Below are 23000 nucleotides of genomic sequence, written 5' to 3'. Positions count from 1 at the left end.
CGCGCTGCCTCCATTTCACCTGCGAATTTTTATGTAGATTCTCAGTTAATTTCCATACAAACCTTTGATTCTCGTTTTGACTTCGTCATGATGAAATGTTTTCTCATGCATTATCACTTCCTGTTCTATGACGCGCGGCAGCTGCTCACGAAGCGGGGCCACCAAATGATCTTTTAATGTAACCAATGAGTTTCTCGGCTTTTCCGCCAGTTCATGCGCCAGCTCCACCGCATAATCTACTACTTCCGCCCGGGGCAGAACTTTAAAAGGAACCCCTCTTTTTTCAAGATCAGCTCCGCGATAGCTGCCCGCATTCATTAATATTTCCTGGGCCAGGCTGAATCCCAGTTTTTCAGGCACGATAAAGGTAGCACCCATTCCAGGCGTAAATCCGTATTTCATAAAATTAGCCGTATACACACTCTCTCTGCTTAAAATGACAATGTCAGCAAAGAGCCCCATGACAAAGCCGCCTCCAATTCCGTGGCCCTGCATGGCCGCAATGACCGGAATCTCGCAATCCAGCGCCAGAGAATAAAGATTGTCATCCGTGAACTTGGTTAATCCTTGCTGAATTCGAAGCAGACCTTCTTGCGTTCCTCCTGAAGCAAAATAATTATCATATCCTGTCAAAATGACCGCTTTATAATTGGGTTGCTGACGAATGAATTCAAACGCTTGAATTAAACCATCTGTAAGTTCTTGTGAAAACGCGTTTTTATGAGTGCGGTCATGCATCTTTACCTGAATAATGGCGGGCTCGATTTCGATGAGCTCTACAACAGAATGCGTCATGATGTCCTCCTAACGGTTCTGATTGTCAACGTTTCAAATGATTACTGATCCTCCCATGGAAATTGCCCTGTTTCAACATACCTGATGAGTCCCATTTGGTTTTGAGGATCAGAAAACATGTCTTGATTTGCAGTTAAAGCGAGGGGTTTCGAATGGCTGACCTGATGATCAAGTGAGCTCATATACTGTTTATAACGCGCGATTCCCTTTTTATTCAGCCTCCGCAAACGCAATAAATGCTTTCTCAGCAGAACCTCACTTTGAGCATCAAACGCATCTATTAATCCCCATTCACTGGCTTCCTGAACGGAAACCGGCTTTGTCATCAGGGTCATATAATGTGCTTTCTGTCTGCCAATCCGGCGGATCAGAAACGGTAAAACACAAGCCGGATACAGACCGAACAACAGCTCAGAGAGACTGAATGACGCCGTTTCATCAGCAATGGCAATATCTGTAGCCGATACGAATCCAAGGCCGCCGGCATTCACTTTTCCCCTGACATGCGAAATCGTGATATAAGGGCCGGTCTGTAATTTCAGCCACAAATCATAGAGAGGCTCTTGGGACCTTGCCTGTTTTCTGCCACTTTTCATTTCCTGATAGATTTCTTGAAAATCCGCGCCGAAGCAAAATACCTCGGGAAGCCCTTCTAAAACAACAACCGTAACTGATGATGTTTCACATTGGTTTAACACTTGTAAACATTCTTCAATAAGTGTGTCATTAATCGTATTATTCGCTTCAGGACGGTGAAATGTGATATAACAAACCGACTCTTGAATGCGGACCTTTATCGTTTGATAGGTCACGAGATCCACCTGTATTTCCGATGAAACTCAGAAATTTCTTCTAAAAACAAGCGCGGCTTCTTTTTTGTAAACTGCATGATGCCCGGTATCATCTCAAAATCCAGCTTTACATTGCGTGTCCCGAACCGCACCATCCCGCTCCCCTTAAACAGCAGCTCATACTCATCCATAGAGAGCTGATACCGGCGATCTAAATGATTCTCAATGCCAAATGAGCGCTGGCGCTCCTGGCCTTGCGGAGTTGTAATTCCGCTGTAAAATTCAGAACAGCAGCCTGATCCGTAGGAAAAACAGCCGATTCGTTTAGGCGAATCAAACCGCCCTTGGTCTATCGTGCTTGCCAATGCCAGAAACAAGGCAGCTCCCATAATATTTCCAACCCGCTGGCAGTAGTTTAAACCTGGCATAACCCGATTTAAAAAATCCGTTTCAATCTCAGCTGTTTTCATCTTCGCCACCTTGCGCATCATTGTTCGGTGCGCACCTTTCACCATCCCGCCAAATGGTGTATGGTAAGCAAGGTATTGAAACGTGTCCTGATAACTCGCACCCGGTACACGTTTTTGGTATTCCAGAAAGGTTTGTTCGCAGCAATCCAGATATGACATTAAAGACAGGTCAGAATCTCCCGCTTCACTGTCGGGAATGGGACGGCAGGTATCCATCACTTCATAGCCGTAATAGCCATTTGCTCCTGGATCTATTTGAAACACCTCGGGATTTTCGCCTACTAAAACAGCCACCGCTCCCGCTCCGGCGCTCGGTTCGGCATAAGACCAGTCTTCACTTAAAGCGTCTCCGCCCTCAGCGATTAAAAAACGTGAAATATCACTGGCGATAACCAGTGCTTTGGCACCCGGAGAAGTCTGGGATAATATAAAATTCACCGCCATCTGAAATCCCGCGGTTCCTGAATAACATGCTTGTTTAATCTCAAACAAACGGCAGTTGCGGTTAAGTCCTAAATATTCATGGATATATGTACTTAACGATTTCCCAAAGTCGATCCCGGATTCAGAGCAAGTGATCAGCAATTCAATCCGTTCTTTTTCTGCTTCGGATAAAGCATCAATAATCGGCTTAGCTGCATTGACTCCAAAGGTTACTGGATCTTCATAAGGCAATGCTACCGCTTTTTCTTTCATTAATAAATTTTCAAATCTGGCAGTATCTAAGTGTCTGTATTTGGCCAGTTCCATGACATCAAGGTATGCCGTTCCGCCAAAGACATTCATCGCTTCTATTCCGGCTGAAACCATTTATGATTCGCCTCCACATTTCTCAATGTTTTGTATACAAACCGCGGTGTTCATTCCGCCAAACCCCATACTTAAGCTCAGCGCATTTTTGATGCGGTATGAAATCGATTTCTCATTTACCCAATGAAAGGAATCATCGATCGGATGATCCAAATTCCGGCTCGGGTGCAGGGCAAATTCTCTCATTTGCAGCAGAACAGAAATAATCTCTACAATGCCCGCAGCACTAAGGCCGTGCCCGGTTATCGATTTAGTTGCATTTATATAAGCATGGGAAAGCCGGCATGCATGCAGTGCCTTTAATTCAATTTCATCTCCAATAAAAGAACCTGTTCCATGGGGATTAATATAATCAATCTCTTCTGGTGAAAGACCTGCACGCTCCAGCGCCTCCTGGATGACATGAATCTCTCCTTCTAAAGAAGGATCGGGATTCCGGTTCCCGTCTAGTTTGATTGACCATCCAGACAATGCTGCATAAGGTTTAACACCTCGGCGTACAGCCGTCTCCTTTCGTTCTATCACCAATGCGCCGCATGATTCTCCATAAATAAACCCGTCTCTGTTCTGATCGAAGGGGCGGCACGCTTTTTCAGGCTCATCAGCATATTTGTCCGTTCCCATAGCGCCTAAAGCCCTGAGCGCTTCGCATTCCATGTAAGAAAGATCCATTAATGCACCCAGTGCTATGCAAACATCAACCTCACCTGATAAGACTTGCTGAATCGCATGAATGACTGCTAATTGGCTGCTGGCGGAGGCTCCTCCCACCGTATAAGCTAAGCCCGTGATGCCAAACTGATCTGTGCATAGCCCGCAAAGGTCGCTATCCATAAAAGACAGGCCATACGACGGCGAAATAAAGCCAGGGCGATCTTGATAACTTTCATAAAGCTGTAAGGTTTCTCTCTGCTGAAAATTTGATCCACCGACTACAAGTCCGATACGTGCAGAATCGGTATCGTCTAATTTAGCCTCCTCCCAAGCCTCTGAGAGAGTTACCAATGCAGCACGGCTGGAAAATGACGCTTTTCGCAACAATTTTTTAGAGAGTCGGTCGGGATAGGACAATGACGCAATTTCAGCTCCGATAAACTGGCTGTCTTTTTGTCTGCCTGGACGCTTCATGACATCAAAGGCATGCCTGCCAGACAGCAGCGAGGAAGCAAAGTCCTCTTTCCCTTGACCAATGGCGGCAGTGACGCCTACACCGGTCACCACCACCTCAGACAGATTGCACTTTGTCATAAAGCACCTCAGCTAATTCGCCAATGTTTTTCACCCCGGACAGCTCAATACGGGGAATTTTTAATGATAGATCCTCGAGCACCATTGTGATAATCTCTGCTCTGTCTACAGAGTCAGCTCCTAACTGAACTAACTGATCTTCAGGCGCAAAACTGTGTCCGTCTAATTCAGGAAGTACCTCGCAAATATTGGTGACTAACACTTCAAAGATTCTCTGTTTATCCATAACGCGCTCTCTCCTTCAAGGGATCATTTTAGCCATTTTTATAGGTATATTTACGCAATATTCTAACTATTGATCTTCTGCTATCTGATTAATACGAAGGTTGATACATTGATTGCATCCGTTCATGAAGCAATGCTGCCGTTTCTGTCATTAATGTTTTTCCGATCTCATCCACATGGCGATTGCGCCAGTTTTCTAATTCCGATCCTTTTACCCATTGATTAAAAGCTCCTAAAGCCGGACCGCAGTGAATTTGATAATCGACCTTCGAATGTTCGCTTCCGTTGATTGCCAAGTTGGAGCTGTATCTGAAGTACCACCTGAAAATCAGAGCCATTTTATGTTTCGGATTTCGTTCAGCCTTCTCAATTTCTGCCGCGGGATAATGTAATGTAATATCTTCATATATATCTTCTATACTGCGTTTGAAGTATTTCTCTTCAAGCTGAGTCAACGTCTTTGCATCCAGCTCACGTATTGACCCATATCGCTGGTACAGTTCATATAATTTGCTTGCCCGCGCCGGAAAGAACACGCCTTTCTTCAGCACTTGCACTTTGCTGCCCGATTCAAACATATCGCCTGCAGGCGCATAGGCTGTATCTTGTACATTCATCTGCTGAAGCAAATCCTTTACTTTATCACTTGTTGCCGCCTCAACCGTACATTGATTGATTGAGCCTGTAACAATAAAATCCGCACCAAGCATAAAAGCTGCCACCGCTGCATCAGGCGTTCCAATTCCTCCAGCTGCACCAACTCTAATTTTTTTCGGATATTGATATTTTTTCATCATTTCATCTCTTAATGATGTCATCGCCGGCATCAGGCTGTATGCTACACCGCCATCTGTATGACCGCCTGAATCAGCTTCCACACAAATATCGTCAGCCATCGGAATGCACCGTAATAATTCAGCTTCATTCACAGTGATTTTATTTTCTCTTAAAAGCTTTTGCAGCATATTCTCAGGCGCAGGACTCAGAAATGATTCTGCAACTTCCGGCCGTGATATTTTCGCAATGATACGATTTGAGCGTATAATTTCACCATTGTGGTTTCGTTTCACTCCTTTTGCGCGATACCTTACCAATGCGGGAGTGACACTTAAAAATGCTGAAGCTTCTACATTTCTCACTTGATGCTTTAATAACAGATCAATCATTTTTTCTTCTGATTCAGTATGTTTCATATTGTGGACGAGATTGATGCCATAGGCTTGTCCTTCCCCTAACTCCCCTTGAATGGTGAGGATGGCATCTTCAACCTCATTCAGGCTCAGGCCGCCTGTGCCAAAGAACCCCATCATTCCCGCTCTTGACAGCTTTACTACCATTTCTTTCGAAGCAATGCCGCGGTACATTCCTCCTGCAAGATAAGCATAGGTAAGATGATAATCCCGTTTAAACTCATCACTTCCTAATGACTCTGCCGTAATCCCAGCTTGAACATTAGGTCGATGGTCAGCAGCTTCTGGATGACTTGAAGCATGTTTCTTATCGGGTGCATGTGTTAATGGTTCTGCTTCATTTTTAATACGATGGATGAGGCCGGTTAACACAGTTCCAGGCCCGATCTCTTCAAACTCCATTTCTCCTCTTCCCATCAGAAAACGTATGCTGCCCGTCCATTTCACTGTGCTGTCCATTTGTTCAGATAACGTCTCTTTTAACCTGTCCTGACGATACGGCTCTGCATAGACATTCGAGATAACCGGGATAGCCAAAGGCCTAAAATGGAATGAGTCAATAAATTGCTTAAATTCCTGTTTTGCTTCATTCATATATCTGGAATGAAAAGCTCCGCTTACGTTTAAAGGATGAAACAGCTTTACATCCTTGGTGTTTTCAAAAACCGTTCGGGCTTTTTCAATCTCTTTTTTTTGGCCGGAAATCACAATTTGCCGGGGCGTATTTTCATTTGCCACATCAATGTCATGGAGACGGTGCTCTTCTAAAACGGCTGTAACTTGTTCCCTATTCAAGCCGATCACAGCAGCCATTCCGCCTCCTGTAATTCGTCCCATCAGTTCGCCTCTTTTTTTGACAAGTCTTAATCCTGTTTCAAAATCAAATGCACCCGCTGCAAACAGCGCATTGTATTCTCCTAAGCTATGTCCGGCCGCAAAATCAGGTTTTCTGCCGGTCTCCTCTACCCTCTTCAAATAATTGAGTGCATTGACGACGTACAAAGCCGGCTGCGTGTACTGAGTATGGTTTAAATCCAAATAGGATTTTTCAGTACAGAGCTTTTCTATTGAATAGCCCAATATTTGATCTGCTTGGTCAGTCAAATGCTGATAGTGTTCAAATAGCCCTTGTCCCATCCCCTTTTGCTGGGAGCCTTGCCCTGGAAAAACATATGTAATCATCTTGTAAACTTCCTTTCTGGTCTACGGAAACACTCAACCGTATTCAGATTTTTCAGCTCCTGATGAAATGGTGTCATAATCGAGCAGCAGCGGTTAGTTGAATCTCCCGGGATCAGCTGTTTCACAAAAGCAGTTAAGGTGCCGGACGGACCTAAATCGATAAACCGGCATGTATGCTGGCTTTCCAAATATCGAATCGCTTCGCGAAATTTCATTGGCTCTCTGACCGCATTCCAAAAGAAATGCTTGTCCATTTCGTAAAGGCAGCTTCCCGTTAAACTCGATATAACCGGTATTGACGGGTTTTTAAAAGAGATTGATCTCAAAAATTCTGCATAGGCGCTTTCTGCCGGATCAATAAGCGAAGAATGAAAGGCATAAGACACAGGCAGCAGCTGGCAAAGAATCTGTTTCTCTTTTAAAGCCTCCATGATCTGCTTTATGTTTTCTTCTTCACCAGAAATGACGAAGTGCGAATCATAATTGATAGAAATGAGTTCACTATTTCCAAACAGCTGCGGATAATCATTCAGTAATTGCGGTTTATCAAGAATGGCAAGCATTTTCCCTTTATCGCAAGATTTTTGGATAACTATAGCCTGTTCAAGTATGCAATCCAGTATATTCTCTGCGTCTGACACACCTGAAACAGCGGCCGATGTGAATTCTCCCAGACTTGATCCCAATACGTAATCAGGATAGATTCCCCTATCTTCTAAAACTTTGTATAAAGAATACTCAACCATAAAGATTGCAGGGTGGGAAAAAAGAAGGCTGTCAAACGGTTCCGCCACACGTTTAGCCGGATGATAAATTTCTTCAACAATGGATGTTCCGATTCGCTGCGCTGCAATGGCATCCATTTCAAGCATCGATTGACGAAACACGATATTTTCCTTAAATAATTCCTTCCCCATATGATAGTACTGGGAACCTTGTCCGGAAAACATAAAAACGAGCGGTTCATTCATATGCATAACCTACTTTTTTTATATTTATGACGGCTATTTAGATTTCTCTCAATGTATACAATACACAGCAGCGAGTGAAATGTAATATTTAATTGAAAAGACATAATGTAAAAAATAAGAAGAATCAACTTTTAGGAGGATTGCTTTTGGTGCTCTGGATGCGGCTCTATTTGAAGTGGTCTAGGTGTATGTTGATATCTCAAAATTGATATAACATAATGACAGGATCAGCAAAGAACATCGACTCTATGATTTGGGTGCGGTTAAATAGAAGGCCATCTTGATGTGAGAGCGATGGTCTGTCATGATATGCCGGCTGACTGGACATAGTTCAAATATCGTGCGGATATGTTTTATCAGCCTCTTTATGTAACAGTATATAAACTTATTCATTCAGAAACAGTGTCTTTAGAACGATTACATCTCCAAAACTTTATACCTTAATAAAAGAAAATCTGTCCTTAGCCTGTTCATACGGTGCATGGGTCTCAGGAACAATTCGTTTTAGCGGGGCATTGGCTCCGCATCTTTTTTTATGCGATGAATTAACCCTGTTAAAACATTTCCAGGTCCTATTTCCTCAAACTCCATTTGGCCTTTTTTCATTAAGTAGCTTATGCTCTCAGTCCATTTCACTGAATGATTGATTTGATCAGCCAGCGTTTGCTTCATTAATTCGTATGTATACGGTTTGGCATACACATTCGAAATAACCGGGATAGACAGAGGTGAAAAATGAAAGGTTTGAAGGAACTGTTCGAATTCTTCTTTTGCTTTATTCATGTATCTGGAATGAAACGCGCCGCTTACGTTTAAGGGGAGTACCATTGTAACTTCAGTCATCGTTTCAAAAAGAGATGCGGCTTTTTCAATCTCATCTTTTTTTCCTGAAATCACAATTTGATATGGGGCGTTCACATTGGCGATATCAACATCGTGTAAATGATATTCTTTCAGAGCCTTTGCAACCTGCTCTTCATTTAATCCCATAATAGCGGCCATACCGCCGTTGCTCACCATACTCATCAGCTCGCCTCTTTTTCTGACAAGCTTTAAACCTGTCTCAAAATCAAAGGCTCCAGCTGCAAATAACGCATTGTACTCACCCAAGCTGTGCCCGGCGACAAAGTCAGGCTTAGCTTCTTCTTCCCTGATTTTTTTCAGATAGCTTAATGCGTTTACCACATATAATGCCGGCTGGGTAAATTGCGTTTTGTTTAAATTGGAATAAGGATTTTCCATGCAAAGACGTTTGATTGAATATCCTAAGATCTCATCTGCCTGAGCCGTCAGTTCTTTAAATTCATCAAATAGATCGCTGCCCATTCCCTGTTTCTGTGAACCCTGGCCCGGAAAAACATATGTGATCATTCTCTCAAAGCCACCTTTCCAATTAGTAGATGTGTTTCACTTCTGTATCATTTTATAAAAAATAGTGATGACCGGATAAATAGTAGCATGTTCATGTTGATGGTAACCTCTGTAAATATTATCCGTCAAGTTAATTTTTCCTACAGTTTACTTGATTGTTTTCCTGATTTTTTCAATTGAGGCATAAAGGATCAGGGGATATAGCAGAACATAAGAAAAATGACCTGTATCACGTATAGGGCGCGGATATGATGAGAATACGCTTTACTTATCTCCTGAGCCTTGTTCGAAATAAATAAAATCGTTCTATATAATCATTTTAAAAATGACCAATCATTTAGATATTCGAAGGAAAATAGGATAATAGATTCAGAAGGCTTATTTAAAATCAAAAATACCTTTTTGGTTTTTACGAGTGCGAAATTTCACAAAATATTCTTTTTTATCAATTTGAAAGTAAATATTATACTGAAAAAGATCCTCTATCGTATGGCCGGGTGTTTTGCCAAATGAGTGACCAGGATAAACCCGTACATAGGGAGAAACCTCCGACTTAATCCTTTGAATGCTTCTGAACATCTCTTCTGCAGAACTTCCATCATCCTCACATATGCCGCACCCTTCTGTAAATACCGTATCTCCGGTAAACATACTTTCAGAAAACAAATAACACATTCCGCCGGCTGTATGCCCCGGTGTGAGAAGGCATTGCGCTCTTGTGTTGCCTATGCTGATCGTCTGATGATCATGCAAGCCAATTAAATTTCGGCAGCTGAATTGATAATAATCAATTTCTTTTTTCGACATATAAACTTGAACGTTAAACATCTTCGTCAGCGGCTCTACCAGGTTAACGTGATCATAATGAGAGTGTGTCAATGCGATTGCTGTTAATTCAACATCCAGCTCGGAAAGTTTAGTTGTTATTTTACTCAGTTCCCATGAGGGATCAACAACAATTGCAGATCTGCTTACAATATCTTCAATGATATAGCAATAATTCGTCCAGCCCTGATACCTAGTTTTAATTGGATGTACCTTATACGTAAGATTCATTTACACCATTCCTATCATGTAAAGTTCTTAAATGATGGGCAAACTGTTCAACCCTCAGTCGTCTTTCATTCCACTTTACCAAACAGCATGATTGTTTTCCATTTTTTTCAGAGACCCTGTTCCTTCTGCATATAAAAAAGCTATTCTTCTGGAAGCATGTCCAACGAGAATAGCTTTTTCGCACTATATCTTAGGGATTTCTTTCTTCTGTCTCATTTGTTTCTTTCACGCAAATTGATTCTACATGCTGCATAATGACACGTTTGATCCTGTCTTTATTCACTCTCACAGGATCAAGCATCGCATGTAAAGCCAAGCCATCAATAAGCGCGTAAAGTCTCTCAGCTTCAATATCTTTATCAGCATCCTGCCTCAGTAAATCGAATTCATCTAAATAGGCAATCAGATTCCGCATGCCGCTGTAAATTCCGTCATGATTCGCATCAAACATATCCTTTTTATGTCTGGCGTAAACCGTAAAAGCGAACCACACCTCCATCTCTCTTACCGTTTCTTCATTCGTTGGGACAATTTCAAGCAAAATATGTAACACTTTTTCCTTAGGGGGCACATTCCTCATTGTAATGTCCTTAATTCGGGCCATCACCTTTTCTTGAACGAGTTTCATTGCAAAAACAAGCAGTTCATCCTGAGTAGAAAAATAATGGCGCAGCGCACCTAATGACAATCCTGCTTCCTTTGCAATGTTCCTGGCTGAGGCTCCCTCCATCCCCCGTTCTAAAATCACCCGCCACGTTGCTTCTGCAATTTCTTTTCTTCTTTTCTCATGGTCAATTTGTTTTGGCATAGCTTTATTGTAACAAGAAAAAAATAAGAGAGCAATTTTATAATACAGTTGTATTACAAAAACAAAAATGGTAACATATTATTTAAATAATACAACTGTATTGAAAAGAGGGGAATGGATTGAACGGTATCGCATGGATGATTGTCTTCTGTGAAATTGCGTTTTGGGTTGTGATTGCTTTAGGGCTTGCTGTACGCTACCTATTCAAACAGCATACATTAGGACTGCTATTCCTTGCCTTAACTCCAGTTATCGATTTGATCTTATTAGCGGCAACTGGTGTGGACCTTTACCGCGGAGCCTCAGCGACTGCTGCCCACGGGATTGCTGCTGTTTACATCGGGATATCGATCGCCTATGGGAAACAAATGATTCAATGGGCAGATGAAAAATTTCAATATTATGTAACAAAAAAAGGCGCAAAACCGCTGAAACGTTTTGGAATGGATCATGCCAAGCACTATGCGAAAGGCTGGATAAGACATGTGCTGGCCTACCTAATTGGTGTAGGACTATTAGCAGGGATGATCTATTTTATCAATGATTCCGCCCGAACCGAGGCATTGAGCGGCATTCTTAAACTGTGGACTGTCATCATAGGCATTGACTTTCTCATTACTGCCAGCTATTTTATTTGGCCAAAAAAAGAGAAAGCTTCGGCGAATCTCAGGAGTTAACATGATGAAAAAGGTCCTTCCCCAGCGGAAAGGACCTTTTTTGGTTTTGTCAAAATATGTTATACTATTTTCATTAGAAAACAGACTTATAGATATTTTGGGCTAATTCAAGAGTAACTGTTTGTATGAGTAAGCAGGTGAAGGGAGTGTTATACTTGAGCCAAAAAGAACAGAACGAACACTCTAAAGATTTTAACCTAAGATCAAAATTAATCGAAATTGTCTCTATCACTTTTATCGTTGCTATTGCACTTGTAGTAATCTTCGGCGGCTATTTTTTTGGGATCAAAGGATTATTCTCTATACTGGGCGTCACATATGATTCAAATCAAACATTAGTTTTATTTATTTTAGTCTGTTTTGCTGTCGGCTTGATCATAGACCCGCTTACAAAGATTATCTCTATGATTTTGGCAAGATCACTTTCATTGAAAAAAACTGCACTTTTTGCTTTTATACTGTACTTTGTGAGCAATTTCATAACGATCTGTTTTGCAGATTACTATATGCAGTCTATATATATTCCAGATGTCTTGCTTGTTGTGATATCAGCTTTGATGGCTTTCATTGAACTTGCATTTGACCAGCCAAATGGGGAAGCAGCTTAAAATTGCCTGTGATAAATTAAGCGTTTTTGTTTTATATCATTCTCATCATCTAATTTGGAAGATAGTCCACAATAAAATGTAAAATGATGAGTGGAATCATAGAATCGATAATGATAGATATGGCAGAAAACAAAGTACAATTCCACAACTCCTTATATTTTGACATTACCAGTTATAAAAGCGGATAAAACAAGTATTTTCCTTTCATCATTCAAAATAAAACTCCCTGTTCACATGAACAGGAAGCAAACCACAATGATTTAATTTAAATTCTGCATTCTACAATTATTCTTACATTCGGATCATCGAGTTCATTCAAAACGATAATCATATTTGGACCACATGCCATGTTCCCACCCCCTTGCCCAAAATATACATTAATTTCAATTACTTGTAAATTACAATTTTGTTATGCCGAGGGAATGTATCCATGAAGAATTATGTATTAACACTGTTCACACGTTTACAATAGTTTCTTTTAATTGATTACTTCAAATCAGTACAAAAAAAGCATTGATCCATTCAAAGAATGTCTCAATGCCTAAATTTTCCCCTTCACCCAATCCCGCTACATCACGCGTTTGAACATCTTTTCCATCTCATAAGTGGAATGGTGAATGATGATCGGACGGCCGTGCGGGCATGTAAATGGGTCTGATGTGCTTCGGAGGTCGTCTAGAAGCGCTTTGATTTCGTCGTTTCTGAGGTGGCGGTTTGCTTTGATGGAGCCCTTGCAGCTCATCATAATCGCCGCTTCCTCGCGCAGTTTTTTAATATCAATATGTTTGGAGTCGAGCACCTGCTGAATGATTTCTTCTATCAGCTCAGCTTCTTCTCCCTTTGGAAACCAGGCCGGGTGGCAGCGGACGATATAGCTGTTAGAGCCGAATGACTCTAAAAAGACACCGACGCTTTCCAGTTCTTGTTTGTGCTGTTCAATAATCAGCGCCTCGTTCGTGGAGTAGTGGAACGTCAGCGGCACGATCATATCCTGCACCTCAGGCTCAACCTCTCCCACCTTTTCGCGGAAATATTCGTACTTAATACGCTCTTGGGCGGCGTGCTGGTCAATAATGTATAAGCCGTTTTCATTTTGTGCCAATATATAAGTCCCATGCATCTGGCCGATCGGGTACATAATCGGAACCCGCTCAGACGTTGGCTCAGGATGTTCTTCTTGATGGTGTTCCTGCTCAAAAGCCACAGGCTGATCTTCTGAAACATCAGGCACTTCAATCCTATGTTCCTGATCAAAGCTAGGTGGAGTATCAAATTGAGCAGAGGGCAATTCTTCCTCCGTATTAACCGGCTCTTTCACGACTGAGCTGAGCTTCATTGGTGAATAAGATGGCGCAGGCGCTTTTTCCGGTACTTTTCTTTCCGCAGGCTTTTCATCAAAGGTTATGAACTGCTGCTCATTTTTGATGGCAGGTGCCGATTTTTTCGGGAGCTGGGCACTTGGAATCAGCTGCTGCTGTTTAAATACATCTTTTATTCCGTCACGAATTAAGTCATGAAGCTCTGTTTCCTTGCTGAGACGGACCTCAAGCTTCGATGGGTGCACGTTGACATCAACTAAAATCGGGTCCATCGTAATTTCTATAAAGGTTATTGGATGGCGTCCAATCGGCAGAAGCGTATGATATCCTTCGTGCACCGCTTTGACAAGCGGGAAATTTTTAATATAACGGCCATTGATGACAGACGACATATAGTTTCTCGACGCCCGTGTAATCTCTGGGAGGGCGATATATCCCTTAACTTCAAAATCCAATGAGCTCACATGCAGCGGAAGCATTTTTTTGGCGACAGCCGTGCCGTAAATCGCCGCCAGGACATGGCGCACATCTCCGTTTCCATTCGTTTGAAGAAGATTTTTCCCATGATGGCGCAGGCGGATTGATACCTCCGGATGGGCCAGAGCAATACGGTTGACCACATCTGTAATGTTCCCAAGCTCTGTATGAACGGTTTTCATATATTTCAAACGGGCCGGTGTGTTAAAAAACAGATTGGAAACGACAATTTCAGTTCCCTTTCTGCTTGAGGAACGCGATTCAGAAATCATGTTTCCTCCTTGGAGTACGAGCTTCGTCCCTGCTCCTTCACCGGTGCTTGTCGTAATCTCTAGATGAGAGACTGACGCGATACTCGGCAGTGCCTCTCCCCTAAAACCAAGCGTTCTCACCCTGAATAAATCATTTTCATCTTTTATTTTACTCGTTGCGTGGCGGCGGAAAGCACGCTTGCAATCTTCATTTTCCATTCCTTCGCCGTTATCCAGTACCCGAATGGATGCAAGGCCTGCTTCCTCAATATCGATTTCAATGACTGTGCTGTCAGCGTCAATCGCATTTTCCACCAACTCTTTGACGACTGAGGCGGGCCGCTCCACAACCTCGCCTGCCGCTATTTTATTTGAAAGCTCATCTGACAGCTGGATGACTTTTGCCACATTCATCACCCCGTTTTAATGTAATTTCTTTTGCAGCTTATACATTTCATTCATCGCTTCAAGCGGTGTCATATCCAATATATTAAGTGATTTGAAAGCATCGAGCACTTGCTTTTCTTTTTTTGAAAGCTTTGGCGCTTCCACCCGCTTTTCCGCTTCGGCAAAAAAGGACAGCTGTGCCGGCTCTTCTTTCACCTGAGGTTTCTGCACCGGCACTTCCGGTTTGTTCCCTGAATGCTCAAGCTCTTTTAAAATATCTTGAGCGCGCGAAATAAGATCTTCCGGCAATTCAGCAAGCTGGGCTACATGGATACCATAGCTTTTGTCAGCGGCCCCTTCTTTAATTTGATGAAGAAAGACAACCGTTCCGTTATATTCTTCAGCGCGAACATGAACGTTTTTCAGCTGCGGCAGCTTGTCCTCAAGCACAGTCAGCTCGTGATAGTGCGTGCTGAACAGCGTCTTGGCGCCGATATGATCGTGAACATATTCGATAATGGCTTGTGCCAGCGCCATGCCGTCATAAGTGGACGTTCCCCGCCCGATTTCGTCAAACAAAATCAGACTGTTTTTCGTCGCATTTACAATCGCATTTTTAGCTTCAAGCATTTCCACCATAAATGTACTTTGTCCGGAAATCAAATCATCCGCAGCGCCGATTCGCGTAAAAATTTGATCAAAAATCGGAAGCACCGCTTTTTTCGCAGGTACAAAGCAGCCGATTTGCGCCATGATGGAAATGAGCGCAATTTGTCTCATATACGTGCTCTTCCCTGACATGTTTGGACCGGTAATGAGAAGCATTTGTCTGTTATCGCCCATCATACAATTGTTCGGGACGTATTCCTGGCTGTCCATGACTTTTTCAACAACCGGGTGTCTGCCTTCTACCACTTCGACTTCATCTTTAGAGAACTCCGGTTTCGTGTAGTGACGTTTTTCACTGATTGTCGCAAAGCATTGCAGTGCGTCTAGCTCGCTCATCTGTTTGGCAAGCTGCTGCAGCCGCGGAATATACTGCTTCACTTTCTCGCGCAGCTCGGTAAACAGCTCATACTCCAGTTCACAGATGTTATTTTCTGCTTCTAAAATGAGCGCTTCTTTTTCTTTTAATTCAGGTGTAATGTAGCGCTCTGCATTCGTTAACGTTTGCTTCCGCTCATATCGCCCTTCCTCAAGCAAATGCAAATTCGCTCTTGTCACTTCAATATAATAACCGAAAACTTTATTGAAGCCGACCTTTAAAGAGCGAATGCCCGTATATTCGCGCTCCTGCTGTTCCAAGCGGGCAATCCAGTCTTTTCCGTTTCTGCTTGCGTCACGGTATTCATCAAGCTTTTGATTGTATCCGTCTTTAATCAGGTTCCCTTCTTTTAACGATAAAGGAGGGTTTGCGTACAGCGCTTCTTCCAGCAATCCAAGCACATCCCCGCAAGGATCAATCCGTTCGGCACGTTCCTTGGCCTTGTCATGAGCCAGTGACGCAACCAGCTGTTTAATGCCAGGCACTTGCTTTAACGATTCCTTCAGTTGAATCAAATCCCGTGCATTGACATTTCCAAATGCAACGCGGCCTGCAAGGCGTTCTAGGTCATATACTTCTTTTAACCGTTCACGCAGGTCTTCCCGTTCGAAGAAATGGGACATCAATGTTTCCACCATTTCTTGGCGCTCTTCGATTTGATTGACTCTGATAAGCGGCCGGTCAATCCACTGTTTAAGCAGCCGGCCTCCCATTGCAGTTTTTGTTTCATCCAGCAGCCACAAAAGGGAACCTTTTTTATTTTTCGAACGGATCGTTTCAGTCAGCTCCAGATTTCGCTTTGAGTACAAATCAATTTTCATCGCTTCCTCAAGCTCATACACCTGTACGGGCTGAAGATGATCAAGACTGCGCTTTTGGGTTCTTTTCAGATACGTATACAAGCGCAAAAATGTTTTTGTTACATCTTCATTATCTAAATGCTCAATGATCATTACGTGTTCGTCTGTTTCACCATCTTCAATTGAGATCGTTGCACCGCACCGCTCTTTCAGCTGTGCGACCGTATCGGCATCCAAGCTGCCTGAAACGACGATTTCCCGTGCGCCGACTGAATAAATTTCTGATATGACATCTTCGAGCCGTTCAATCAAAACAGCCAAATTTTCTCCCGTTGTTAAATCAGACAGCGCCAGCCCGTATCCATTCGAGCAGACGGAAACAGACGCGATAAAGTTGTTTTCTGATTCATGGATGCCTTTGCCGTCCATTACAGTTCCGGGTGTAATAAGCTGAACCACTTCTCGTTTCACAACGCCCTTTGCGGCTTTCGGATCTTCCGTCTGTTCACAGATAGCCACTTTATACCCTTTTTTAATCAGCTGCTCGATATACGCGGAGGCAGAATGATACGGCACACCGCACATCGGTATTTTTTCAGCCGCACCGCCGTCTCTGCTTGTTAACGTAATTTCCAGCTCTTGTGACGCTTTTTTGGCGTCCTCAAAAAACATTTCGTAAAAATCACCAAGGCGAAAAAATAAAAAGGCATCCTGGTGCTCTGCCTTTATTTTTAAATATTGCTGTATCATAGGCGTATAACCGGCCATTGTTTTATCCCTCACTATGTATCAACGTTTCTATTTTCCAACCTTCATTATAACATAAACAAAAGGTGATAAAAGAATGATATATCAATATAAAAAAGAGACTTGGGGGTACTGTCTCCCCTAGTCCCTTTTTTATTCTTCAGGATCTCCCACTAAAAATTCCGGGTTGATGTCTTCCAGCTCTTCATCAAGCTCATCTTCCCAATCTTCTTCGTCTTCCTCTTCCCAATCAGGATTGACCTCAACCACTACCTTTGTTTCTCCTACCACTTCCGCCAAAAACTCCCTTTCTGCCTGCACAACAATTTTATTTCCATTCGGTGAAATGGTCACTTCTAGACAGTTAGGCTGCTGAAGGACTTTCGCAATTACTTCATGTTCATCATCTAAGTAATTGTTGTCTCTGTATCTGAGTTTAATGACATCTACGTATTTCACCCGTTCTGTGACAACCTCTGTTTTTGTGTTGTCCGCGTAAGAGTACCATACGTTTATATCATAATACCCTTCAATTTCTACTGTTTTTCCGATTTTTTCAGCGTCATACTTGTGGTTAATGATCCAACCACCCAAAATGCTGCTCGGTTTTTTCTCAGGGGAGATGGTATTGGTGCATTGGGTGAATTTTCTGCCTTTCGCTACTACCGCCTTCGTAATAATTTCCCTGTATTCAGACATTCCGGCATGCCTCCTTGTTCTTCTTCGTGTTATCTTATGCTGGGCATTTGTCTAGTGTGCATTTTTATAAATAAAATATAAAAATACAAAGTTTCTGTTCCATTGTATGCAGGCGTGCCTAGAAACTTTACTTTTAAGTGCGATAAAGTTTACTCGCGGCTGAGCAGAGAAAAACAAATTGAACATTTGGTACATAGATTATTTAGTTCATTTTTAGCCGCTTGAATAAAAAAAACACGGGCCAGTAAAGGCACCGTGTTTAGAGAGAACAGCTGTTATTTGAATGTTTCACCTTCGAACCGGTTTCCCCTTTCAGCAGGTCGCCTCCGGTTGACGTGATGATTTCATTTGTGACTTGATTGGAAATGGTGTGTGCAACGAGCTGCAGAAGGTCATTTACCTCCATCTGCGAGTCTCTGAATTCCTGGATGACAGGAATCTCTTCAAGCTCTTCTTGCAGCGCGTCAATTTTTGCTTCTACTTGTTTGAGCGCTTCATGCTTTTCATAATGCTTCAGATTGACAGCTTGCTTTTGCAGGGCTTTAATCTGATTAACAATTGTAGACACTTTGTCATTCTCATTGATTTGCGCCTCAGCCCGTTTGAAAAAATCAACCTCTTCTGTTTCAGAGATCATTTTTGCAAGGTTTCGTGCCTGCTGCACAATGTCTTTTTTTGAGTAGAGCGTCATCTTATTTCACCTCGATTGCTTCTCCTACCATTTCTCCGTCAAGCGACCATGTTTTCGCTTGCTGGATTTTCACGCGGACGATTTTGCCGATGGCTTCCTTCGGCCCTTTGAAATTGACAAGCTTGCTTTTTTCAGTGTAGCCGGCAAGAATATCAGGATTATTTTTGCTTTCACCTTCAACTAATACTTCGACAACCTTGCCTTCGTATTCCTTCATTTTTTTAGCAGAAATTTCATTCACCAGTGCGTTCAGACGCTGCAGACGTTCTTTTTTCACGCGCATCGGTACATTATCCTTCATTTTGGCAGCCGGAGTGCCCTCACGCGGAGAGTAAATGAACGTATAGGCGCTGTCAAACTCTACTTCACGGTATAGAGAAAGCGTTTCTTCAAACTGTTCGTCCGTTTCGTTCGGGAATCCGACGATAATGTCCGTTGTCAAAGATGCGTTCGGCATTGCTGCCTTAATTTTTCGCACGAGCTCCATGTAACGCTCTCTGTCATATTTGCGGGCCATCAGCTTCAGAACCTCTGAGCTTCCTGATTGAACCGGAAGATGAATGTGATCAAGCAGGTTTCCGCCTTTTGCCAGCACTTCAATGAGACGGTCGTCAAAGTCACGCGGATGACTCGTTGTAAAACGGATTCTCGGGATATCGATTTTTCTCAACTCATCCATCAAATCACCGAGGCCGTACGTCATATCTTCAAAGTCTTTTCCGTACGCGTTTACGTTTTGACCTAATAGTGTAATTTCCTTGTAGCCTTCACTTGCGAGCCTTCTCACTTCCTGAATGATCTCTTCAGGGCGGCGGCTTCTTTCTTTTCCGCGTGTGTAAGGCACAATGCAATACGTACAGAATTTGTCACAGCCGTACATGATATTGACCCAGCCCTTAATTTTTCCGTTCCGGACTTTCGGAAGGTTTTCAATAACGTCCCCTTCCTTGGACCAAACTTCTATGACCATTTCTTTTGAAAGGTATGCTTCTGACAAAAGCTCTGGCAGGCGATGGATGTTATGCGTTCCGAAAATCATATCGACAAACGGATGCTTTTTCAAAATCCGGTTCACGACTGATTCCTCTTGGGACATACAGCCGCACACGCCTAAAATCAGATCGGGATTGTTTTTTTTCAGCGCTTTTAAGTGCCCCAGCTCACCAAACACCTTGTTCTCGGCATTTTCACGGATCGCACATGTGTTTAACAAAATGACATTGGCATCATCAACAGAGTTTGTCGCTTCGTAACCGAGCGCCATAAAGATCCCTGCCATAACCTCTGTATCGTGTTCATTCATTTGGCAGCCGTACGTACGGATATAGAACTTTCTTCCGTCTCCCAATCCTTTAAATTGTTCAGAAATTTTAAAGTCATTATGATAAGTAACGGCTTCCTTGCCTCTTTTTTTCGCATCTTTTAAGGAAGGCGGAATATAAACAGCTTCAAAGTACTTGCTGTAATCCTTCTCGGATTTTTTGTCCGATGGATTAACTTGTCCGCTCTCTAATTTTTGCTTTTCATTCATGTCATGATTTCTCCTTTCAAACCAAACTTCCACCCTTCAGTATAAAGGTTATTGAAGCTCTGCACAACTGGCAACCTATCATTGTACACTCATTGAGAATAATAATCAATAAGGAATCAAAAGAGGAAGAGTATACTCTTCCTCTTACAATAGCTGGAGCTCCTTAGCCGTCTTTTCGATAACGGCAAGCGCCTCATCCAGTTCTTCTTTAGTGTGCTCAGCGGTAATAATCGTGCGAATTCTGGCTTTTCCCTTTGCTACAGTCGGGAAAACGATGCTTTGGGCAAAAACGCCGCGAGAAAGGAGCTGATCAGAAAATTGCTTTGCCACTCCTTCGTCACCTATTAAAATAGGAAGAATTGGCGTCTCACTCTGCGTGAGCGTCAGACCCATTTTCACAAGCATTGATTTAAAATAGGCCGTATTCTCCCACAAGCGCTCCATATGCTCCGGCTCTTCCAGCAAGACATCAATCGCTTCCATACAAGCTGCAGTGACAGCCGGCGGATGGGATGTGCTGAATAAAAACGGACGGCCTTTATGGCGCAAATAATCGATCAGCACCTTTGAACCTGCGGCGTAGCCGCCGAGCACTCCTATTGCCTTGCTTAACGTTCCGACCTGAATATGGACTCTGCCGTCCAGACCGAAGTGATTCACCGTTCCCCTGCCGTTTTCACCCAGCACTCCCGATGCATGGGCGTCATCCACCATTACAAATGCGTCATATTTCTCAGCGAGTTCTACAATATCAGGCAAAGGAGCTATGTTGCCATCCATGGAAAATACGCCGTCTGTCACAATCAGACGCATCCGATAATTCATTGACTTTCTCAGCACCCTCTCTAAATCACTCATATCGACGTGCTGATACACCTTTTTATCCGCCTTTGTCAGTCGGATTCCATCAATAATAGAGGCATGGTTCAATTCATCTGAGATGACAATATCCTCTTTTGAAAGAATACTTGAAAGTACGCCTTGGTTTGTTGTGAAGCCTGATTGGAATACAAGTGCCGCCTCCGTTTTTTTAAAGGCTGCCAGCTTTTTCTCAAGCTCTTGATGCATTGTAAATGTACCGGCAATCGTTCTCACTGATCCGGTGCCTGCTCCAAATTGCTGGACGGCCTCCTGCGCGGCTTTGATGAGTCTTGGGTGTGAAGTAAAACCGAGGTAATTATTAGAAGAAAGCTGAATGACGTTTTTGTGATTCACTGTGACAGCTGGACCCTGCATTGATTCAAGCTGTTTGATCTCTTGCCATGTATGGTTTTCTTTCATTTTATCAAGCTCTGTTTTTAAAAACTCAAATTCCTTCATCATGTTTATCCCCCTTTATGGAATTAATATCACTTTTCCGCACTGGCCGCTTCTCATCAGTTCAAATCCTTTCTCAAACTCCTCTAACGGAAACTGATGGGTAATAACAGGTGAAAGATCGAGCACGTTTGAGCTGAGCAATTGAGACACCTGCCGCCATGTCGAAAACATTTTTCTTCCTGTGATTCCTTGAATCGTAAGTCCTTTAAATACTACTTTATTCGTTAAATCAATTGTCACCGGATGTTCCGGCAAGCTGAGAATATGAAATCTTCCGCCATTCGCAGCCATCGCAAGACCTTGGGCAATCGCTGAGGGATGACCCGACATTTCACAAACGAGATCCACTCCTTCCCCATTCGTTAAAGCGCTTACAATTTTGAGCGGATCTTCGTTTTCAATAGAAACAGTACGTGTAGCTCCCATTTGTTTGGCAAGCGCCAACCTGTATTCATTTTTATCAATCGCTATCACTTGAGAAGCACCTGCTGCTTTTGCAACCGCAACAGCCATAAGACCAATCGGTCCGCATCCGATGACTGCAGTTGTTCCTCCTGCGGGCTGGCTCTCGAGTACTGTGTGAACCGCATTTCCTAAAGGTTCTTGAATGGAAGCAATCGCCGGGTCCATATCGGCGGGATTCTTCCAAACGTTATCAGCGGGGACTTTCACATACTCCGCAAAACAGCCTGCCGTGTCCACCCCAATAATAGCTGTATTGGTGCAAACATGAGATTTTCCGGTTACGCAAGGGACACATTCACCGCAGACAATATGCGTTTCAGCAGACACATACTCCCCTACTTTTACATTGCCGGCATTCTCTCCTACAGCTTCAACAATGCCGCTGAACTCATGGCCGAAAACATAGGGAGTTTTGATTCTCTGGCGTGCCCATTGATCCCAATTATAAATGTGCACATCCGTGCCGCAAATGGAAGCAGCTTTCACTTTTATGAGGACTTCATGTTTATCGATCTCAGGAATGGGAACTTCAGTCAGTACAGCACCGAACGCCCCCTCCTTTTTCATTAGAGCTTTCATCTTTCCACTCCGCATGTACAATCCCCCTTGAAAAATTCTTATTACATTCGGATTGTACCATGATACGGAATAAGCGTAAACAGCACTGTCTTTCTGAGAAAGACAAAAGTATCTGTCTTGAAAAATGGGCGGAATTTTTTTCTGAAACGTTCTAAAACATTTCTGACTTGTGTATATCCGTCATTTATATGCTGAAAATACTATTGGAAGAAAATATCACAACAAATGAAAAACAACCTGTTTGCTCACGCAAACAGGTTGAGAATGCTTTATTTGTTTTTAGCGAGGCTCCACGATTAATTTAATCGCCGTTCTTTCTTCCCCATCGATCTGAATATCAGTAAAAGCCGGAATACAAATCAAATCAACGCCGCTTGGCGCCACAAATCCCCTGGCAATCGCCACAGCTTTTACAGCCTGGTTTAATGCACCCGCTCCAATCGCTTGAATCTCGGCGGCCCCTCGCTCTCTTAACACACCTGCAAGT

Annotated in this window: 20 protein-coding genes and 1 pseudogene; 2 read left to right on the top strand and 19 right to left on the bottom strand. The window is 42.9% G+C overall.

What is annotated here, in order from left to right; translation table 11 throughout:
* Positions 1 to 45: 45 nt before the first annotated feature.
* The 11 genes and pseudogenes from RAC86_RS01760 to RAC86_RS01710 form a co-directional block, all read right to left on the bottom strand.
* The gene (locus RAC86_RS01760; RefSeq protein WP_072566300.1) at positions 46 to 795 is read right to left on the bottom strand and encodes a polyketide synthase; all 750 of its coding nucleotides are present in this window, start codon (positions 793 to 795) and stop codon (positions 46 to 48) included.
* 41 nt (positions 796 to 836) lie between these two features.
* Positions 837 to 1616, bottom strand: coding sequence for an enoyl-CoA hydratase/isomerase (locus tag RAC86_RS01755; protein ID WP_072566299.1), 780 nt, complete (start codon positions 1614 to 1616; stop codon positions 837 to 839).
* On the bottom strand, positions 1604 to 2866 hold the full coding sequence (pksG, locus tag RAC86_RS01750) for a polyketide biosynthesis 3-hydroxy-3-methylglutaryl-ACP synthase PksG (RefSeq protein WP_014113854.1): 1263 nt from the start codon (positions 2864 to 2866) through the stop codon (positions 1604 to 1606). The genes RAC86_RS01755 and pksG overlap by 13 nt, the downstream gene beginning before the upstream one ends.
* Positions 2867 to 4114: a beta-ketoacyl synthase N-terminal-like domain-containing protein gene (locus RAC86_RS01745; RefSeq protein ID WP_072566298.1), complete on the bottom strand. Its 1248-nt coding sequence runs from the start codon at positions 4112 to 4114 to the stop codon at positions 2867 to 2869.
* Positions 4092 to 4340, bottom strand: coding sequence for an acyl carrier protein (locus RAC86_RS01740; RefSeq protein ID WP_014113852.1), 249 nt, complete (start codon positions 4338 to 4340; stop codon positions 4092 to 4094). The genes RAC86_RS01745 and RAC86_RS01740 overlap by 23 nt, the downstream gene beginning before the upstream one ends.
* A gap of 88 nt (positions 4341 to 4428) precedes the next feature.
* Positions 4429 to 6711, bottom strand: coding sequence for an ACP S-malonyltransferase (gene fabD, locus RAC86_RS01735; protein WP_072566297.1), 2283 nt, complete (start codon positions 6709 to 6711; stop codon positions 4429 to 4431).
* Entirely contained in the window at positions 6708 to 7682 is a 975-nt protein-coding gene (locus RAC86_RS01730) for an acyltransferase domain-containing protein (protein WP_072566296.1), read from the bottom strand. The genes fabD (RAC86_RS01735) and RAC86_RS01730 overlap by 4 nt, the downstream gene beginning before the upstream one ends.
* Positions 7683 to 8186: 504 nt before the next feature.
* Positions 8187 to 9053, bottom strand: a complete 867-nt coding sequence (gene fabD / locus RAC86_RS01725; protein ID WP_072566295.1) for an ACP S-malonyltransferase — start codon at positions 9051 to 9053, stop codon at positions 8187 to 8189.
* Positions 9050 to 9312: pseudogene (locus tag RAC86_RS01720) on the bottom strand (hypothetical protein). Before RAC86_RS01720 ends, fabD (RAC86_RS01725) begins: the two are co-directional and overlap by 4 nt.
* Positions 9313 to 9431: 119 nt before the next feature.
* A complete protein-coding gene (locus RAC86_RS01715) occupies positions 9432 to 10109 on the bottom strand; it encodes an MBL fold metallo-hydrolase (RefSeq protein ID WP_072566294.1) in 678 nt (225 codons plus the stop codon).
* A gap of 190 nt (positions 10110 to 10299) precedes the next feature.
* Positions 10300 to 10917: a TetR/AcrR family transcriptional regulator gene (locus RAC86_RS01710; protein WP_014113847.1), complete on the bottom strand. Its 618-nt coding sequence runs from the start codon at positions 10915 to 10917 to the stop codon at positions 10300 to 10302.
* Between the two features lie 119 nt (positions 10918 to 11036).
* Between RAC86_RS01710 and RAC86_RS01705 the strand changes: the two genes are divergently transcribed.
* Positions 11037 to 11594, top strand: a complete 558-nt coding sequence (locus RAC86_RS01705; RefSeq protein WP_072566293.1) for a hypothetical protein — start codon at positions 11037 to 11039, stop codon at positions 11592 to 11594.
* A gap of 155 nt (positions 11595 to 11749) precedes the next feature.
* On the top strand, positions 11750 to 12202 hold the full coding sequence (locus RAC86_RS01700) for a regulatory YrvL family protein (protein WP_072182669.1): 453 nt from the start codon (positions 11750 to 11752) through the stop codon (positions 12200 to 12202).
* A gap of 568 nt (positions 12203 to 12770) precedes the next feature.
* Here the strand turns inward: RAC86_RS01700 and mutL are convergent.
* From mutL to spoVS, 8 genes are all read right to left on the bottom strand, one after another.
* Positions 12771 to 14657 carry a DNA mismatch repair endonuclease MutL gene (gene mutL, locus RAC86_RS01695; RefSeq protein ID WP_072182670.1) on the bottom strand — a complete coding sequence of 629 codons (1887 nt, stop codon included), beginning with the start codon at positions 14655 to 14657 and terminating at the stop codon, positions 12771 to 12773.
* A gap of 15 nt (positions 14658 to 14672) precedes the next feature.
* On the bottom strand, positions 14673 to 17249 hold the full coding sequence (gene mutS / locus RAC86_RS01690; RefSeq protein ID WP_072566292.1) for a DNA mismatch repair protein MutS: 2577 nt from the start codon (positions 17247 to 17249) through the stop codon (positions 14673 to 14675).
* Positions 17250 to 17381: 132 nt separating this feature from the next.
* Entirely contained in the window at positions 17382 to 17927 is a 546-nt protein-coding gene (gene cotE, locus RAC86_RS01685; protein WP_003221022.1) for an outer spore coat protein CotE, read from the bottom strand.
* Positions 17928 to 18186: 259 nt separating this feature from the next.
* Entirely contained in the window at positions 18187 to 18618 is a 432-nt protein-coding gene (ricA, locus tag RAC86_RS01680; protein WP_003231834.1) for a regulatory iron-sulfur-containing complex subunit RicA, read from the bottom strand.
* Between the two features lies 1 nt (position 18619).
* On the bottom strand, positions 18620 to 20149 hold the full coding sequence (gene miaB / locus RAC86_RS01675; protein ID WP_003221018.1) for a tRNA (N6-isopentenyl adenosine(37)-C2)-methylthiotransferase MiaB: 1530 nt from the start codon (positions 20147 to 20149) through the stop codon (positions 18620 to 18622).
* A 144-nt stretch (positions 20150 to 20293) separates the two neighbouring features.
* Positions 20294 to 21472, bottom strand: coding sequence for a glycine C-acetyltransferase (locus RAC86_RS01670; protein WP_014113842.1), 1179 nt, complete (start codon positions 21470 to 21472; stop codon positions 20294 to 20296).
* Between the two features lie 12 nt (positions 21473 to 21484).
* Complete coding sequence (tdh, locus tag RAC86_RS01665) at positions 21485 to 22528, bottom strand: L-threonine 3-dehydrogenase (RefSeq protein WP_072566291.1); 1044 nt, start codon at positions 22526 to 22528, stop codon at positions 21485 to 21487.
* A gap of 264 nt (positions 22529 to 22792) precedes the next feature.
* The coding region (gene spoVS, locus RAC86_RS01660; protein WP_377885345.1) for a stage V sporulation protein SpoVS at positions 22793 to 23000 on the bottom strand (208 nt) is incomplete at its 5' end.

This window comes from Bacillus sp. LR_5 (assembly GCF_042709275.1).
The sequence above is the reverse complement of the archived record's forward strand: the minus strand, read 5'-3'. Positions and strand labels throughout refer to the sequence as shown.